We start from the raw sequence: 17,055 nt of genomic DNA, 5'->3' as shown, positions 1-17,055 counted from the left end.
CTTTTTCTTTTATTTTTCAGGATAATCAAACCATGTTTACAGACACTATTAACAAGTGTGCGGCTAACGCTGCGCGCATCGCACGGCTCAGCCAACATAACCCGCTCGGCTTCTGGGTCAGCTCCGCGATGGCAGGCGCTTATGTCGGCCTGGGAATTATTTTAATTTTCACGCTCGGGAATCTGCTCGAACCTTCCGTTCGTCCCCTCGTCATGGGCGCAACCTTTGGTATCGCGCTGACGCTGGTGATCATCGCCGGGTCTGAACTCTTCACCGGCCACACGATGTTCCTGACGCTCGGCGTGAAAGCGGGCACCATCAGCCACCGCCAGATGTGGGCGATCCTGCCGCAGACCTGGGTGGGCAACCTGCTGGGTTCTGTATTCGTGGCGCTGCTGTACAGCTGGGGCGGCGGTAGCCTGCTGCCGGTGGATACCAGCATCGTTCACACCGTGGCGCTGGCAAAAACCACGCAGCCCGCGATGGTGCTGTTCTTCAAAGGCGCGCTGTGTAACTGGCTGGTGTGTCTGGCTATCTGGATGGCAATTCGTACCGAAGGCGCGGCGAAGTTCATCGCCATCTGGTGGTGTCTGCTGGCGTTTATCGCATCCGGTTACGAGCACTCCGTTGCCAATATGACGCTGTTCGCTCTCTCCTGGTTTGGTCACCACAACGACGCCTTCACCCTTTCGGGTATCGGCCATAACCTGTTGTGGGTAACGCTGGGCAATACCCTTTCAGGTGCAGTGTTTATGGGGTTAGGTTACTGGTATGCTACCCCGAAAGCGGAGCGTCCGACTCCGGCAAACATCGCAACTGCTCAGGCGAAAGCCCATTCTTAAGAGGTAATGTCGTGGATCACCTGCCGATTTTCTGTCAATTACGCAATCGCGACTGCCTGCTTGTAGGCGGCGGCGATGTCGCTGAACGCAAAGCGCGCTTGCTGTTAGAAGCAGGTGCCCGACTCACCGTAAATGCCCTCACCTTCGCGCCGCAGTTTGAGGTGTGGGCGCAGGAAGGGATGCTCACGCTCATGCAGGGTGAGTTCAACGAATCCCTGCTTGATACCTGCTGGCTGACCATCGCCGCCACGGATGACGATGCAGTGAACCAGCGCGTCAGCGATGCCTGCGAAACGCGCCGAATCTTCTGCAACGTGGTGGACGCGCCGAAAGAAGCCAGCTTTATCATGCCATCGATTATTGACCGTTCGCCGTTAATGGTGGCGGTCTCGTCCGGCGGGATTTCGCCGGTGCTGGCTCGTCTGCTGCGCGAAAAACTGGAATCGATTCTGCCTCAGCATCTCGGCCAGGTGGCGCATTATGCAGGCCAGTTGCGTTCCCGCGTGAAAAAAACCTTCGCTACCGTCGGTGAGCGACGTCGCTTCTGGGAAAAGTTCTTTGTGAACGACAGGCTGGCGCAGTCGCTGGCGAATCAGGATCAACAAGCCGTTGCAGAGACGACGGAGCAACTGCTTAGCGAACCACTGGATCATCGCGGCGAAGTGGTGCTGGTGGGCGCGGGTCCTGGCGATGCTGGCTTATTGACGCTCAAAGGGCTGCAGCAGATCCAGCAGGCAGATATCGTGGTTTATGACCGTCTGGTCTCCGATGACATCATGAACCTTGTACGCCGCGACGCCGACCGCGTATTCGTGGGCAAACGTGCGGGTTACCACTGCGTGCCGCAGGAAGAGATTAACCAGATCCTGCTGCGTGAAGCGCAAAAAGGGAAGCGTGTGGTGCGTCTGAAAGGCGGCGATCCGTTTATCTTTGGCCGCGGCGGAGAAGAGCTGGAAACCTTGTGCAACGCGGGTATTCCGTTCTCCGTTGTACCAGGTATTACGGCGGCGTCCGGCTGTTCGGCCTACTCCGGTATTCCGTTGACCCACCGTGACTACGCCCAGAGCGTGCGTCTGGTAACCGGTCACCTGAAAACCGGCAGCGAGCTGGACTGGCACAACCTGGCCGCTGAAAAGCAGACGCTGGTGTTCTATATGGGGCTGAATCAGGCCGCGACCATCCAGGCAAAACTGCTGGAGCATGGCATGGATGAAGCAATGCCCGTCGCGCTGGTAGAGAATGGAACATCCATTAAGCAGCGCGTGGTGAATGGCGTGCTGACGCAGTTAGGGGAACTGGCACAGCAGGTTGAAAGCCCGGCGCTGATCGTCGTGGGTCGCGTGGTCGCGCTTCGCGAAAAATTAAACTGGTTTTCCAATCATTAAGAACAATGTTAAATGCCCTGTAACCGGGGCATTTATTAATAAATCAATTTAGCCCCTCTGAATTTACGTTTCTTTATTTTTTATTTAATAGCCGTCGTGAATAAATAAAACTGTAAAACACGATTTACCCATAAAAAAACCGCGAATAATTCACAAAACAAATAATACGAAAAAACCAGAGACCATTTTTTTCTCCCGTTTATTCTCCATACAGATTTATAATTAATATTAATTCATACATCCAATCTTTTTGAGGGATTGCCACATGCAAAGGAAAAAATTCCTTGCAGCTGCCATTGCTATTGCGCTGCAAACGTCTTATGCGCCCGTTTTTGCTGCAGAAACACCTGATGATGATAATGATTGCCCAACCAATATTTCGTCATTATCACAACAAGAGAAAGAAAAACTCTCTGATAAATGTCTCATTCCGTTAGCTGAGCAAGATAACCACTGGGGATGGATCTCCGGTGGTATCGCGGCACTGGCTGCGGGTGTGGCGATTGGTATAGAAAATAACGGAGGGGATGACGCTCATCACAATAACGTCTCTCCCGTACCGCCAGATGATGGCGGCGATGTGACTCCGGTGCCACCGGACGATGGCGGCGATAACACGCCTGTGCCACCCGATGACGATGACGACACTCCCGTACCCGATACCCGCGTAACAACGTACGATAATGGCGTAACGCTTAATCGCGCACAGAAAACCATTACCATTGATTATCTTGATATAAACGGCACGGCCTTTACAGACGTCACTTTCACTTACGCCAGCACTGAAGATGGCAAGCACTATATTCTGACTGCGCCAGACGGCACCACGCTGCTTGTCGATAACTGGCATGCCACTGCCCCGGAAAGCGGAAACGGGATGAATGCCGTATTTAGTGGCACGACCGACGACGGGCATTTCTGGAAATACGACAGCCGCGGAAACTTTATTCTTGCATCAGATCAAACCGTTATTACGGATCAGGACAATGCGAATAACAACTTCGATGACGCAATAACCATTGATGGCAAAAATAAAATCACCAATATTATTTCCGGAGACAAAACAAACAATACCATAAATGGTGACATTGCAACGAGTAACGGCGCAACTGGCTATATCATTACGGGCGACGATACAACAAACACATTTAACAGTGATAGCGTCAGTGATGGTGCCATCGGCATTCATATCTCAGGAAACCGCGCTGATACGACCCTGAACGGTAAAACGACAACGACAGATGGCGGCTGGGGTGTATTGATTGACGGTGATGATTCACGTCTCGATAACCACGGAACGGTTGAAGCGATCGGTACGGGATCGATTGGTGCCATTATTGAAGGTGATGATTCTATATTCACGAATGAAGGTGAGATTTCCGCGGAAGACGGCGGTGCCGGGGTACTGATTTCAGGGAACGGGAACACAACCTACAGCAGCGGCACGATCCACGCCGATGGAAAATCCTCCATTGGGATCGCCATCGCGGGTAATGATGCCAATATTATCCAGAATGGCGATTTGATCGTCACCAATGGCGCGTATGGCATCCTGAGCTACGGCGAAGATAATCTGATCGCCAACGCAGGAAAAGCAACAGTGCGTGACGATGGCTCAATCGGCTTCATCGTCGCAGGTAAAAACAACACCTTCAGTAACAAGGGGGACATCGATGTCTCTCTGAACGGCATCGGCACACTGGTCAATGGCGATGAGTCCACGGTAAAACTTGACGGCGATATCCTCGTCACGGCAGCAAAAGGGAGCGATGGCCTGATGCATGGCGCAACAGGCGTGACGGTATCAGGGGATGCCAATACCACGACAATTTCCGGCGACCTCAACATCAGCACACTCTTCGCCACAGATGACCAAATTGATAGCAGTGATTCCGTTAACGGCGTGATGGTCAGCGGCAGCGGCAATACCGTGACTCTGGACGGTGAGTTGAATATGGATGTGCACGATGACACCACATCAATTGACATCATCAATACCACAGGGCTGACTGTTGAAGGTGAGAATAATACCGTAAACATTACTCAGGGTCTGAATATGGATGTTTCATCACGGCCCCAGTCTGAAGAAGCGCTTACTACCGGTATTTACATTAACGGTGCCAATACCGTTAATCTGGGCGGTAGCTCCACGCTAACCATCAATTCGCTCACAGGTGGCCCCCAGATGCTGGCGAATGTGCAAAATGGCGGCCATCTCATTCTGAATAAGGATTCTGAAATCGTCCTTAACAAGACCATGAACTCAACTGATTTTTTCGATTACTACTCCTTGTTAAATGCCAGCGGAGAAGGCTCTTCGATAGTGAATGAGGGGACTATCGAAAGTAACGGTATCACGGCGTTAATGTCCGCCGAAAATGAAGGGACGGTGATAAACAAAGGGGTTCTGACTACTGTTGTCAACGTCGGTGACTCCACTGAGGTAGAAACATTCGTCAGTGCAAACGGTAAGAATTCGACTGCACATAATGGCAGTGGCGGTATCATCAATTTAACGTCACTGGAAACCCCCGTCGGAAGCTCTGATGGAGGTCTGCCATTAACCCCAATCACCTATACCCATCAAATTTTTTACGCTATGTCGGCGTATGATTACGGTGAAGTCAGCAATGATGCAGGCGCGACCATTTCATTACATGGCGCGGGGGTCTATGGCTTGTCAGCCGTTCAAGGTACTGCGCTTAACGCCGGAGATATTTATCTGGATGGCTTCGTTCCTGTTTTAGATGACGCAGGGAATATCATTAGCTCAAGCTACTGGCAAGCCCCGCAATCCTATCTCTATGACACCAGCGCAGCGATGATTGTTGGTTCCGATGACCCAGGCAGAGGCGACGCTACCGCTATCAACACCGGTACTATCACCATCAAGAATGCCGGTTTCGGTATGACCGCGCTTAACGGTGGTACAGCCATTAACCAGGGCACCATTAATCTGATCGCAGATGAGGGCGTCACCGGTGAACCCAATCAGTTGGTAGCAATGGCAGCGCTTAAGAAAGGCGTGGTGATCAACGATACCACTGGCGTCATCAATATCGACGCTGACTATGGACAGGCTTTCCTCACGGATGAAAACAGCTACGTTATCAACAATGGCACCATTAACCTGGATGGCTCCCCGATGGCGGATGACGACTCGCATATGGGAGCCACACCGACCGATAAAGCCTGGATACAAACCCTGCCCGGTAGCGGCGAGAGCAGCACTCAAACCTCCGATACCGGTTTTTTCACCAGTGATGCGGTAGCGAACTACGGTAACGCCACGCTGAACGGTGATGTGGACATCCGGGACTGGCTGTATAACGAAACGGATGCCAGCTTAACCGTCAACGGAGAGTTGAATATCAACACCGGTGGCCTGGAAAACAAAGGCACACTCAACGCTGATACCATCAACACTCACAGCGGGATCTATAACCGTGCGGACGGCAGCATCACCACAAACCTGCTCACGCTCAACGGTAACGTCACGCTGTTTAACGAAGGGGATTTCACCGGCTCCATCGCGGGGACCAGCTACCAACAAGAGATCGTCAACACGGGCAACATGACGGTGGCAGCAGACGGGAAATCACTGATCGAGGGTAGTTTCGTCTTCTATAACCAGGAGGGTGCAACGCTGACCAACAGCGGCAACGCAGTAGAAGGCGGTGAAAATACCATCATTAACCTGACGCGTACCAGCGACTCTCTTACCCAGGTTAACAGTGGCACAATCACGGCGACCAACGGTTACAGCGCCATTACCACGGCAAACGCCAGTAACAATCCTGTCTGGATTTGGAACACGGCAACCGGCGTGATTAACGGTATCAACCCGGATGCACCGCTCATTAATCTGAGCCGCGGCTTTAACTTTGGCAATGAAGGCACCATCAACGTCCAGGGTGATAACGCGGTAGCGATCAGCGGCGGCACCACCAGCTATAACGTTAATCTGGTCAACAGCGGCACCATCAACGTGGGTACTGAGCAGGGCCAAAAAGACGGTACAAACGGTACAGGGCTTATCGGTATAAAAGGCAACGGTAAAGCCACAACCATCAATAATACCGCCGACGGCGTGATCAACGTCTATGCGGATAACTCATACGCGTTTGGCGGGCAGACCAAAGCCATTATCAACAACGGTGAAATTAACCTGCTCTGCGATACCGGTTGTGACATTTATGCGCCCGGCACCACAGGCACCCTGGACGATCACAACGGTACGTCTGATATCGCGATTCCGGATGCCAACACCGCACCGGCTCAGGGCAACGTGCCGGATGCACCGGCCGATCCGAATGCGCCGCAGATGCTGTCCAACTATATTGTCGGCACTAATGCCGATGGCAGTTCCGGCTCGCTAAAAGCCAACAACCTGGTGATTGGCGACAACGTTGAAGTCAATACTGGCTTTACCGCAGGCACTTCTGCCACTACCGTCGTCGTGGATAACGCCTTTACCGGCAACAATATCCAGGGCGCGGAAAAAATCACCTCCACCAGTGTGGTATGGAACGCTCAGGGTAGTACCGACGGTGAGGGCAATGTTGACGTCACCATGACCAAAAATGCCTATGCGGATGTCGCGACGGACGGCAGCGTGTCCGGCGTAGCACAGGCGCTGGATTCGGGTTACACCAACAACGAGCTGTACACCAGCCTCAACGTTGGCACCACCGCAGAACTAAACAGCGCGCTGAAACAGATTAGCGGCAGCCAGGCCACGACGGTCTTCCGTGAAGCGCGTGTATTGAGCAACCGTTTCAACATGCTGGCAAATGCTGCTCCGCAGATGGGTAACGGTCTGTCTTTCAACGTGGTAGCGAAAGGCGACCCGCGCGCCGAGCTGGGTAACGATGCCCGGTACGATATGCTGGCGCTGCGTCAGACGCTGGATATCACCGAAAGCCAAAGCCTGACGCTGGAGTACGGTATCGCGCGGCTGGACGGTAGCGGTGCGCAGGCGGCTGGCGATAACGGCGTGACCGGCGGCTACAGCCAGTTCTTCGGTCTGAAACACAGTATGGCGCTCAATGATGACGGCCTGAACTGGAACAACGCCCTGCGCTATGACGTACACCACCTCGACAGTAGCCGTTCCGTTTCCTATGGCGACGTCAGCAAAGCGGCGGAATCTGATGCGCGTCAGCAGTATCTTGAGTTCCGCAGCGAAGGCGCAAAAACCTTCTCCATGCTGGGTGACGCACTGAAAGTCACGCCTTATGCAGGTGTAAAACTCCGCCATACAATGGAAGATGGCTATAAAGAGCGCAGCGCCGGAGATTTCAACCTCTCAATGAACGCGGGCAGCGAAACGGCGGTCGATTCCATTGTCGGTATGAAACTGGATTACGCCGGGGAAAACGGCTGGGGCGTCAGCGCCACGCTGGAAGGTGGCCCGAACCTGAGCTATACGAAGAGCCAGCGTACTGCTTCGCTGCAGGGTGCGGCAGGCCAGCAGTTCGCCGTCGATGATGGACAGAAAGGCGGCGGTATCAACAGCCTGGCTTCAGTGGGTGTGAAATACAGCGATAAAGACAAGGCGTTAAGCGTTGATGCTTACCAGTGGCAGGAAGACAACATCAATGACAAAGGTCTGATGATGACGTTCAAGAAAACATTCTGATCATCAGGGCAGATTTCGATCTGCCTTGCCTTCTTCCGCCTGTCCAGGCATCGCGTTTTAGCGTGGAAAGTAGTCCTTATACGGACTACTTTCTTTTTCCGACTCCCGCTACTATCCCGCCCGCGAAATGGAACTTTTCCATTTATTCCCTCGTGTTACATCCAATTAAAGTTTTTTAGACAAGGAATGCGTATGTTCAAACTGGCAAAAGCCGCCATTCTGGTAGGCGTATTATCGACCCTGACTGCCTGTACTGGTCACGTGCAAAATACCAAAAATAACTGCAGCTACGATTACCTGCTGCACCCGGCGATCTCCATTTCGAAGATCATCGGTGGTTGTGGACCAGCGGCACAGCAGTAAGCGTTTTTCAGGCGTAAAAAAACCGGGAATTTCCCGGTTTTTTTTGTTTGGGCGGTACGGTCTTTTGTCGGGTGGCGCTACGCTTACCCGACCTACACTGTTCCGTAGGCCGGGTAAGGCGAAGCCACCACCCGGCAAACAGACTCAAGGTTTCGCCACAAACCCAATCGCCTCATACACCGCTTTCAGGGTTTCGGACGCGCGCGCGCTGGCTTTTTCCGCGCCGTCTCTCATCACCTTCTGCAGGAAGGCTTCATCGTTACGGAAGCGGTTATAACGCTCCTGCAGCTCGGTCAGCATGCCGGAGACGGCTTCTGCCACTTCACCTTTCAGATGACCATACATCTTACCTTCGAAGTGCTGCTCCAGTTCAGGGATGCTCTGGCCAGTCACACCAGAAAGAATATCCAGCAGGTTAGACACGCCCGCTTTGTTCTGCACGTCGTAACGCACCACTGGCGGCTCGTCGGAATCGGTCACTGCGCGCTTGAGCTTTTTGACCACCGATTTCGGGTCTTCCAGCAGGCCGATCACGTTGTTACGGTTATCGTCAGACTTGGACATCTTTTTGGTCGGCTCCAGCAGCGACATTACGCGCGCGCCGGATTTCGGAATGAACGGCTCTGGCACTTTGAACACGTCACCGTAAATCGCGTTGAAGCGCTGGGCGATATCGCGGCTCAGCTCCAGGTGCTGCTTCTGATCTTCACCCACCGGAACCTGGTTGGTCTGGTACAGCAGAATGTCAGCCGCCATCAGTACCGGGTAGTCAAACAGACCGGCGTTGATGTTTTCCGAGTAGCGGGCAGATTTATCTTTGAACTGGGTCATACGGCTCAACTCACCGAAATAGGTGTAGCAGTTCAGCGCCCAGCCGAGTTGCGCGTGCTCCGGCACGTGTGACTGAACAAAGATCGTGCTTTTCTCAGGATCGATACCGCAGGCCAGGTAGAGCGCCAGCGTATCCAGCGTGGCTTTACGCAGCTTCTCAGGGTCCTGACGGGCGGTGATGGCATGCAGATCCACGATGCAATAGATGCAATGGTAATCATCCTGCATGCTCACCCACTGACGCAACGCACCCATGTAGTTACCAATGGTCAATTCACCTGAAGGCTGTGCGCCACTAAAAACGATGGGCTTAGTCATTTTTCAATTCCTGATGTTCACTGTGCGAAAGCCCGAGAGCGGGCAACAAATCTTTGAAGTGATCGAACACAACGTCCGGCTCACTCAGCGTGATGGCCTCACCGTAGTTGTAGCCATAGGTTAACCCAACGGAAGGACAACCTGCTGCTCTGGCGGCCAGAATATCATTGCGTGAATCCCCGACAAAGAGCAGCTCCGCAGGTGTTAAGGATAATTTTCCTGCCACCAGCAAAAGCGGCTCCGGATGCGGCTTTTTGTTTTTCACGTCATCGCCGCCAACAATCACCGAGAAGTATTTCGCAATATCCAGCGCTTCCAGCAAAGGCGCAACAAACGGCGTCGGCTTGTTCGTGACCAGCCCCAGCGGGATACCTTTGGCGTGAAGGGCGCTCAGCGTTTCAGCGACATCCGGGAACAGGAAGCTGCCCTCCTCTACGGTCTCTTCGTAGAAACGGTCAAACAGTTTGCGCAGAATACGCTGCTGCTCTTCCTGTGGGATATCAGCATGATCAACGCTCGGTTTACCCTGCGCGGAACGCTGAGCGGCACGTTCCTTGCGAGCCCAGGTCAGGGCCCGTTCCATCAACACATCCGCGCCATTACCAATCCACGTCACGACACGATCTTCACCCGCAACGGGTAATTCAAGGGCATACAGCGCCTGATCGACTGCGCTGCTTAAGCCCGGCGCGCTGTCGACCAGCGTGCCATCGAGGTCAAATGCAATACCTCGGGTTGCCTGCAATTTATCCATGACTTACCTTCGCCAGTTCACGGCGCATTTCATCAATGACTTTTTTGTAATCCGGTTGATCAAAGATGGCGGAGCCAGCAACGAACATATCCGCGCCCGCTGCCGCAATCTCACCAATGTTGTTCACTTTTACTCCGCCATCCACTTCCAGACGAATGTCATAGCCTGACTCATCAATACGGCGACGTACTTCACGCAGTTTATCAAGCGTGTGAGGGATGAACGACTGTCCGCCAAAGCCTGGGTTAACAGACATCAGCAAAATGACATCCAGCTTGTCCATCACGTAGTCGAGATAGCTCAGCGAGGTAGCCGGGTTAAAGACCAGGCCCGCTTTACAGCCGTTCTCTTTAATCAGCTGCAGCGTGCGGTCTACGTGTTCGGAGGCTTCAGGATGGAATGTAATAATACTGGCACCCGCAGCGGCGAAATCAGGGACGATGCGATCAACGGGCTTCACCATCAAATGCACGTCAATCGGTGCGGTAATGCCGTAATTGCGCAGCGCCTTGAGCACCATCGGGCCGATGGTCAGATTGGGAACGTAGTGGTTATCCATAACGTCGAAATGGACGACATCCGCACCAGCCGCGAGCGCTTTAGCGGTATCTTCACCCAGGCGGGCGAAATCGGCCGACAGAATTGAGGGAGCAATCAAAAACTGTTTCATCCGCATCTCCTTGAAATGTGTTTACCGGCGGGCAAAACGGCTCAGGGTCGATAAAGAGCCAGGAGTTCGTCCACCTTTTTACGTGTGCCGCCATTGCTGCTTATGCTGCGCCGGACTTTAACCTGAAAATGCTTCGCGGCTTTGTACCATTCGCGCGTATCAGGCGTATCGTGATTCGAAATTAACACCGGAATTCTTTTGCTGACCAGCTTTTCCGCTATCTCCGCCAGACGCGCCTGTTCGGCAGGGCTGAAGCTGTTGGTGTGATAAGCGGTAAAGTTCGCCGTCGCGGACAGCGGCGCGTAAGGCGGATCGCAGTAGACCACCGAGTTTACATCTGCACGGCTCATACACTCTTCATACGAAAGGCAGTGGAACTCTGCATTCTGCGCTTTTTTCGCGAAGTGGTACAACTCGTCCTGCGGGAAATAGGGGCGCTTATAGCGGCCAAACGGCACATTGAATTCGCCACGCAGGTTATAACGGCACAGGCCGTTGTAACCATGACGGTTGAGATAGAGGAACAACAGCGCCCGGCGGAAAGGATCATGGCTCTGATTAAACTCTGCGCGGAACTGATAGTAGACGTCCGGGTTGTTGTTCTCAGGCGTAAAGAGCTTGCGCGCCTCATCAACGTACTCATCGGTACGCTGTTTTACGATGTTATAGAGACTGATCAGGTCGCTGTTGATATCCGCCAGAATATAACGAGAAAAATCGGTATTCAGAAACACCGATCCCGCGCCCACAAAGGGCTCGATAAGACACTCGCCTTTCGGCAGGTGTTTTTTAATATCGTCGAGCAGGGGGTATTTGCCCCCTGCCCATTTCAGAAAAGCGCGATTTTTTTTCATGCTGACTAACTGATTACACCTTCTCCGGCTGTGGAGAAAGCTCCGACAGCATCCTGCGCTTTAAACATTACTTCAGATCGGCCTGAACCTGATGAATCGGTTTCGCCCACGGGTTTTTCGCCTGAACATCGGCTGGCAGCGTCGCCACGGCACGTTTTGCCTCATCTTTGGAAGCATAAACGCCGCTCACCAGCACATACCACGGCTGCCCGTTACGGGTCGTCTGATAAACCACGTAGTTTTTCAGATTCGATTTTTTCGCCCAACCGTTGAGGTTGTCGTAGTTAGACGAACTGCTCAGCTGCAGCGTGTAATTGCTGGATGGCGCAGATTTCAGGGAACCGACGTTGCCTGCCGTTTTACCTGCCGCAGCGCTGGACGCAGTCGCAGCAGGTGCCGCAGTAGCGGCTGGCGCTGTTGTGGTTGCAGTCGCTTTCGGCGCAGGCGTTGCCGCTGGTGTTTTAACTGGCTCGCTCACTGCGGGCTTCGTCTGGGCTGGCGCTTTCACTTCAGGCGCTTTTGCCACAACCTGCGGTTTGGTTTCACGCTTCGGCTCAATCACTACCTGCTTACGTTCCTGACGCGGGGCTGTCTGCGTCTGGCGCGGTTTGGTTTCCGTTGCAGCGGTTTGCGGCTGAGCGTGACCACCCCGAATCGGGGCGACGGTCGCAGGTTCGGTTGGCAGCGTAGAGTTGACCACGACGTTGTTCATCTGGTCCTGATTCTGCGGCTGCGTCAGTGCGTTATTCAGATCGCCCTGAACTTCTACACGCTGCTGGCCTTCTGGCGTGACGGGAGCTTGTCCCTGAGTCGGGGTAGGCGACACTGGCGGCAGAGAGATATCCTGTGCGGTATTACCAGCCGTCTGTTCTGCTGAGGTCGTGCCTGGCGCTGGCTGCGCACCATTCGCCTGATCGGATGCATCGTTACCAGACAGATTGATGCTCTTCTCAGCAGACGCCGTTTGCTCATTTGAGTTTGTTGATGGCGCTTTCAGCGCGGAGCCGATGCCGACAATCAGCAGCACGAGCACCAGAACGCCCAACCCCATCATAATGTACTGGCGGGAAGCTGGTTTTGCCGCTGCCACTTTTTTACGTCTGCGCGGGCGACGCTCTACGGGCTCTTCGTCCATTGAATCTTCTTCGGACTCATAACCCTCTTCTTCTCGCTCATCACGCGCATTGCGGCTGCGCGAAGGGCGACGATCGTCTGCATCCAGGTCAACATCGTCAAAGTTGATCTGCGGCTCGTTATCACGTTCTGAAGATTGACGAGAACGACCAGTACGACGATCGCTGGGATCGGGTTTCAGCTCGTCTTCTGGTTTGAATTCATCCATTTAACACCCCACTCAAAGGCTTATGCCAACGACTTTGCATTTCGCCTGAAGCTAAACGACCACCTGTTACAGCGGCCTGACCTTTCTAATAGTTACGCCTGCTGACAATCAGCAATAGCGCCAAGAACCACGTCGTGCGGCACTCCGCCGCGCACTTCACTTTTCCCTATTGCAAGCGGGAGTACAAGACGCATCTCGCCTGCCAATACTTTTTTATCGCGCATCATGTGGGGTAGATACGCCTGCGCAGACATCTCCTGCGGGCCTGAAACCGGCAAGCCAGCACGTTCGAGCAGCGCGATGATCCGGGCCGTCTCTTCCGGTGTGAACTGACCCAGACGTTCAGACGCACGCGCAGCCATAACCATACCGGCCGCAACCGCTTCGCCGTGAAGCCAGTTGCCATAGCCCATTTCGGCTTCAATGGCGTGGCCAAACGTATGCCCCAGATTCAGTAAAGCACGTAAGCCGGTTTCACGCTCGTCTGCCGCAACGACTTCGGCTTTCAGCTCACAACAACGGCGAATACAGTACGCTAACGCGGGTCCGTCAAGGCGCAGCAGGGCATCCATATTCTCTTCCAGCCAGGTGAAGAACTCGCCGTCGAGAATAATGCCGTATTTGATCACTTCAGCAAGGCCAGACGCCAGCTCGCGGGCAGGCAAGGTTTTCAGACAGTCGAGATCCACCACCACCGAAGCGGGCTGGTAGAACGCGCCAATCATGTTTTTGCCGAGCGGATGGTTAACTGCCGTTTTACCGCCGACAGACGAGTCGACCTGAGACAGCAACGTGGTAGGAACTTGAATAAAGCGCACGCCACGTTGATAACTTGCGGCGGCAAAACCCGTCAGATCGCCCACAACACCGCCGCCCAGGGCAAGCAGTGTCGTATCGCGACCGTGCGGTTTTTGCAGAAGTGCGGTAAAAACGGTATCCAGTACCGTCAGGCTTTTATACTGCTCGCCATCAGGCAGAATCACACTGTCGACCTTCACGCCCGCCTGCTCAAGCAGGTGACGGACGCGGTCGAGGTAAAGCGGAGCCAGTGTCTCATTGGTGACCAGCATCGCCTGATCACCCGCTTTCAGTGGTAAGAAGGAAGCTGGGTCGTTAAACAAACCAGCCGCGATGGTGATAGGGTAACTACGTTCCCCGAGAGTAACTGTAATCCTCTCCATGACGCGACATCCACCTTAAATGCTTTTACCCGCAGGCGAGTGTATATAAAGCCAGAATCAGTTGCTTTCCAGCATATGAATAATCTGGTTTGCAACCACTTTAGCGCTCTGGTCGTCAGTACGAATGGTCACATCCGCAATCTCTTCGTACAGAGGATTGCGTTCGCCTGCCAGGGCTTCCAGAACTTCACGTGGCGGCGTTTCAACCTGCAGCAGCGGGCGCTTTTTATCGCGCTGCGTACGTGCCAGCTGTTTTTCAATCGTCGTCTCAAGATAGACCACAACGCCACGGGCGGAGAGACGGTTGCGGGTTTCGCGAGATTTCACAGAGCCGCCGCCAGTTGCCAGCACAATGCCCTGTTTTTCCGTGAGTTCGTTGATCACTTTTTCTTCTCGGTCACGGAAACCTTCTTCGCCTTCTACGTCGAAGACCCAGCCCACATCCGCTCCGGTTCGTTTCTCAATCTCTTGATCAGAATCGTAAAATTCCATATTGAGTTGTTGAGCTAACTGACGCCCAATAGTGCTTTTGCCGGCACCCATAGGCCCAACCAGAAAGATATTGCGTTTCTCTGCCATTTTTTCGGTACTACTAAGACTATTCGTTAATGGTAATCCCCGCTTCGCAGACACCCAGCGTAGCAGGACATGAACTGAAACCTCATATGCAATAGAGCGAGAGTCAGACTAAAAATTATCTCAATACTCCGGCTTGTTTGGCAACTGATTAAATCACCGTTCCAGCCGCATAAGGCAACAAGACGTAAGACCGACTCAAATCGGTACTCCTTGTATGCTAATTCATGTCCCACGTCAAACATCTGCAACAATATGAATGCAAAATCATTGCGGGGATCGTTACCCATCAGTGAATACCCACCAGCCGTGGCGTAATAAACACCACCAGTTCACGCCGTTCATTATCTTTCCCGTCATGACGAAAAAGCTGCCCAAGCCACGGGATATCGCCCAGCCCCGGTACGCTATCCCGCCCGCTTTTATTCTTTTGCGAGAAAATACCGCCCAGCGCCAGCGTTTCTCCGCTTTTTACTTCCACCTGCGTTTCGATTTCCTGCTTATCAATTGCCAGCGTTTCACCATCCGCCTGCTGTAGCACCTGCCCAGGCATATTTTCGCTGATATGAAGTTTCAGACGCACGCGGCCCCCCGGCAATACTACCGGCGTGACCTCCATCCCCAACACCGCCTCTTTGAACTCCACGGAGGTCGCCCCGCTTTCACCGCTGGAGACCTGATACGGGATCTCACTGCCCTGCTTAATGCTGGCCGGTTGCATGTGTGAAGCCAGCAGTCGCGGGCTGGCGATGATATCGACCTGCTGCTTTTGCTCCAGCGCCGACAGTTCCAGATCCAGCAACCTGCCGTTAATGCGCCCGATATTAAACCCGACATGAGTGGTGGCGCTGGCAACCGACAGATCCGCCCCAAGCGTAGTGACTTGCCCAACCTTGCCCGCTTCCGTAGCCTCCGCGAGATTCCATTTCACGCCCAGTTCGCGGAGACTCTTTTCATTGATCGTGACAATATGTGCCGCCAGCTCCACCTGCTCGACGGGTATGTCCATCTGCTCCGCCCAGCGCTGGATCGCCTCCTGTACCGTCTGGTTATCCCGTACCAGCAGGCGGTTGGTGCGCTTATCTACCGATAAGCTACCCTTTGGGCTCAGTAGTTTTTCCGCCGTTTTCTGCAGTTCTCCGGCATCAGCATAGGCAAAGGGGATACTTCGTGATAACAACGGGGCATCAAGCTGCCGACGAGCCTGCTCCTGCTCTTTGCGCGTCTGTTGTTCTCGTTGCCAGGCCGCAGTATGAACGTAAAAAATACCGCTCTCTTCACGCAGAACAAGCCCGGCGCTGTTCACAACCGTCTGCAGCGCCTGACGCCAGGGCACACGCGTCAAATTCAACGTAAGCGACCCGCTAACATCGGGTGACACCACCAGATTACGGTTCTCCTGCGCGACCAACGCCTGTAGCACCTGCACCACCGGAACATCATCCACCACGAGGGTGATCGGCCTGGGTGCGACGGCCCACACGGGATGACTGAGCACCATCAACAACAGCACTATCCTTATCTTCACTCTTTTTTGTTCCTTCTCGTTGCCATGTCCATTGTTTCGGCTCGCATTTTTCGCCGACATCCACCGTCAGTTCATGTTCATCCATAGCAGTAACCCGCCATCCCACAGCGACGCGCTCGTCCACCGTCACGCGGTGCCAGCGCTTTTTTCCATCCTGCAAAATGCCTGTTCCTGTGTTCCCCTTCACCATCCCGTGGTATCGCCACTGGGCAAGCTGCCCTGCCGCACAGAGATCTTCCGGTGGCTGGAAAGGATCACGCATCCCCGTCAGGAACAACAAGGGACACAAAACCAGGTAACGCATCTTATTGCGCATGGTTGATCTCCAGCTGTATGCGCACACGCAGAAGCGTCCCCTGCGGGATGATGTCAAACAGGCTCACCCGCACGTCCCGCAACGCCAGCCGGGAGAACAACGCCGGAATATCCGACCAACCCGCGTCCAGCGCCAGCTCTCCTCCACTCTGCTGCGGTTTCCAGTGCACCAGCGTCACACCGTGAGCCTGGAATTCCAGAGGAGAAAAGGGTTGAACTGGCCGTGCTACGCCCGCTTCTGGTGTCGGGTGTTGCCGTCTGACCACGGGCCACAGCGAGGCATTTGTCTGACGTGTCCGGTTCACCTGTGCGTTGAGTTCTTCACTCTGACGATTGACGGGCCTGACCAGCATCCCCCAGATAACCAGAGCCACGGCGCACGACGCCACACACCAGCCAAGCACCCGCATAGCAGGACGGCTTTCACACCAGCGTTGAAAGATGAGATCCACCCG

The 17,055-nt window shown here is 53.9% G+C and carries 14 protein-coding genes; 4 read left to right on the top strand and 10 right to left on the bottom strand.

Annotated features, from left to right (window positions below; all coding sequences use genetic code 11):
• Nucleotides 1–32: 32 nt before the first annotated feature.
• The 4 genes from nirC (at nt 33) to ABGB15_RS01865 (ending at nt 8,231) form a co-directional block, all read left to right on the top strand.
• Complete coding sequence (gene nirC, locus ABGB15_RS01880; protein ID WP_215723492.1) at nt 33–842, top strand: nitrite transporter NirC; 810 nt, start codon at nt 33–35, stop codon at nt 840–842.
• Between the two features lie 11 nt (nt 843–853).
• On the top strand, nt 854–2,227 hold the full coding sequence (cysG, locus tag ABGB15_RS01875) for a siroheme synthase CysG (protein WP_369064097.1): 1,374 nt from the start codon (nt 854–856) through the stop codon (nt 2,225–2,227).
• A gap of 265 nt (nt 2,228–2,492) precedes the next feature.
• Nucleotides 2,493–7,868, top strand: coding sequence for an autotransporter adhesin BigA (locus ABGB15_RS01870; RefSeq protein ID WP_313327372.1), 5,376 nt, complete (start codon nt 2,493–2,495; stop codon nt 7,866–7,868).
• Nucleotides 7,869–8,060: 192 nt separating this feature from the next.
• Nucleotides 8,061–8,231 carry a YhfL family protein gene (locus ABGB15_RS01865; protein ID WP_152082528.1) on the top strand — a complete coding sequence of 57 codons (171 nt, stop codon included), beginning with the start codon at nt 8,061–8,063 and terminating at the stop codon, nt 8,229–8,231.
• Between the two features lie 144 nt (nt 8,232–8,375).
• Here ABGB15_RS01865 and trpS read toward each other — a convergent pair whose 3' ends face one another.
• The 10 genes from trpS to ABGB15_RS01815 form a co-directional block, all read right to left on the bottom strand.
• Nucleotides 8,376–9,380 (bottom strand): tryptophan--tRNA ligase, encoded by a 1,005-nt coding sequence (trpS, locus tag ABGB15_RS01860; RefSeq protein ID WP_215723493.1) that lies wholly within the window; start codon nt 9,378–9,380, stop codon nt 8,376–8,378.
• Complete coding sequence (gene gph / locus ABGB15_RS01855; RefSeq protein ID WP_215723494.1) at nt 9,373–10,134, bottom strand: phosphoglycolate phosphatase; 762 nt, start codon at nt 10,132–10,134, stop codon at nt 9,373–9,375. Before gph ends, trpS begins: the two co-directional genes overlap by 8 nt.
• Nucleotides 10,127–10,804, bottom strand: a complete 678-nt coding sequence (rpe, locus tag ABGB15_RS01850; protein ID WP_152082531.1) for a ribulose-phosphate 3-epimerase — start codon at nt 10,802–10,804, stop codon at nt 10,127–10,129. Before rpe ends, gph begins: the two co-directional genes overlap by 8 nt.
• 41 nt (nt 10,805–10,845) lie before the next feature.
• Nucleotides 10,846–11,658: an adenine-specific DNA-methyltransferase gene (dam, locus tag ABGB15_RS01845; protein ID WP_152082532.1), complete on the bottom strand. Its 813-nt coding sequence runs from the start codon at nt 11,656–11,658 to the stop codon at nt 10,846–10,848.
• Nucleotides 11,659–11,725: 67 nt separating this feature from the next.
• Nucleotides 11,726–13,000: a cell division protein DamX gene (damX, locus tag ABGB15_RS01840; RefSeq protein ID WP_215723495.1), complete on the bottom strand. Its 1,275-nt coding sequence runs from the start codon at nt 12,998–13,000 to the stop codon at nt 11,726–11,728.
• 92 nt (nt 13,001–13,092) lie between these two features.
• Entirely contained in the window at nt 13,093–14,181 is a 1,089-nt protein-coding gene (gene aroB / locus ABGB15_RS01835) for a 3-dehydroquinate synthase (RefSeq protein WP_152082534.1), read from the bottom strand.
• Between the two features lie 57 nt (nt 14,182–14,238).
• Nucleotides 14,239–14,760 carry a shikimate kinase AroK gene (gene aroK, locus ABGB15_RS01830; RefSeq protein ID WP_010436374.1) on the bottom strand — a complete coding sequence of 174 codons (522 nt, stop codon included), beginning with the start codon at nt 14,758–14,760 and terminating at the stop codon, nt 14,239–14,241.
• 286 nt (nt 14,761–15,046) lie between these two features.
• Nucleotides 15,047–16,258, bottom strand: a complete 1,212-nt coding sequence (gene hofQ, locus ABGB15_RS01825) for a DNA uptake porin HofQ (protein ID WP_263974498.1) — start codon at nt 16,256–16,258, stop codon at nt 15,047–15,049.
• Nucleotides 16,197–16,601, bottom strand: coding sequence for a HofP DNA utilization family protein (locus tag ABGB15_RS01820; RefSeq protein WP_215723497.1), 405 nt, complete (start codon nt 16,599–16,601; stop codon nt 16,197–16,199). The genes hofQ and ABGB15_RS01820 overlap by 62 nt, the downstream gene beginning before the upstream one ends.
• Entirely contained in the window at nt 16,591–17,052 is a 462-nt protein-coding gene (locus ABGB15_RS01815) for a DNA utilization protein HofO (protein WP_215723498.1), read from the bottom strand. The genes ABGB15_RS01820 and ABGB15_RS01815 overlap by 11 nt, the downstream gene beginning before the upstream one ends.
• Between the last annotated feature and the right edge of the window lie 3 nt (nt 17,053–17,055).

The organism is Enterobacter sp. MALB-1, assembly GCF_041021625.1.
Classification (GTDB): domain Bacteria; phylum Pseudomonadota; class Gammaproteobacteria; order Enterobacterales; family Enterobacteriaceae; genus Enterobacter; species Enterobacter oligotrophicus.
This window is presented reverse-complemented; position numbering and strand designations above follow the sequence as displayed.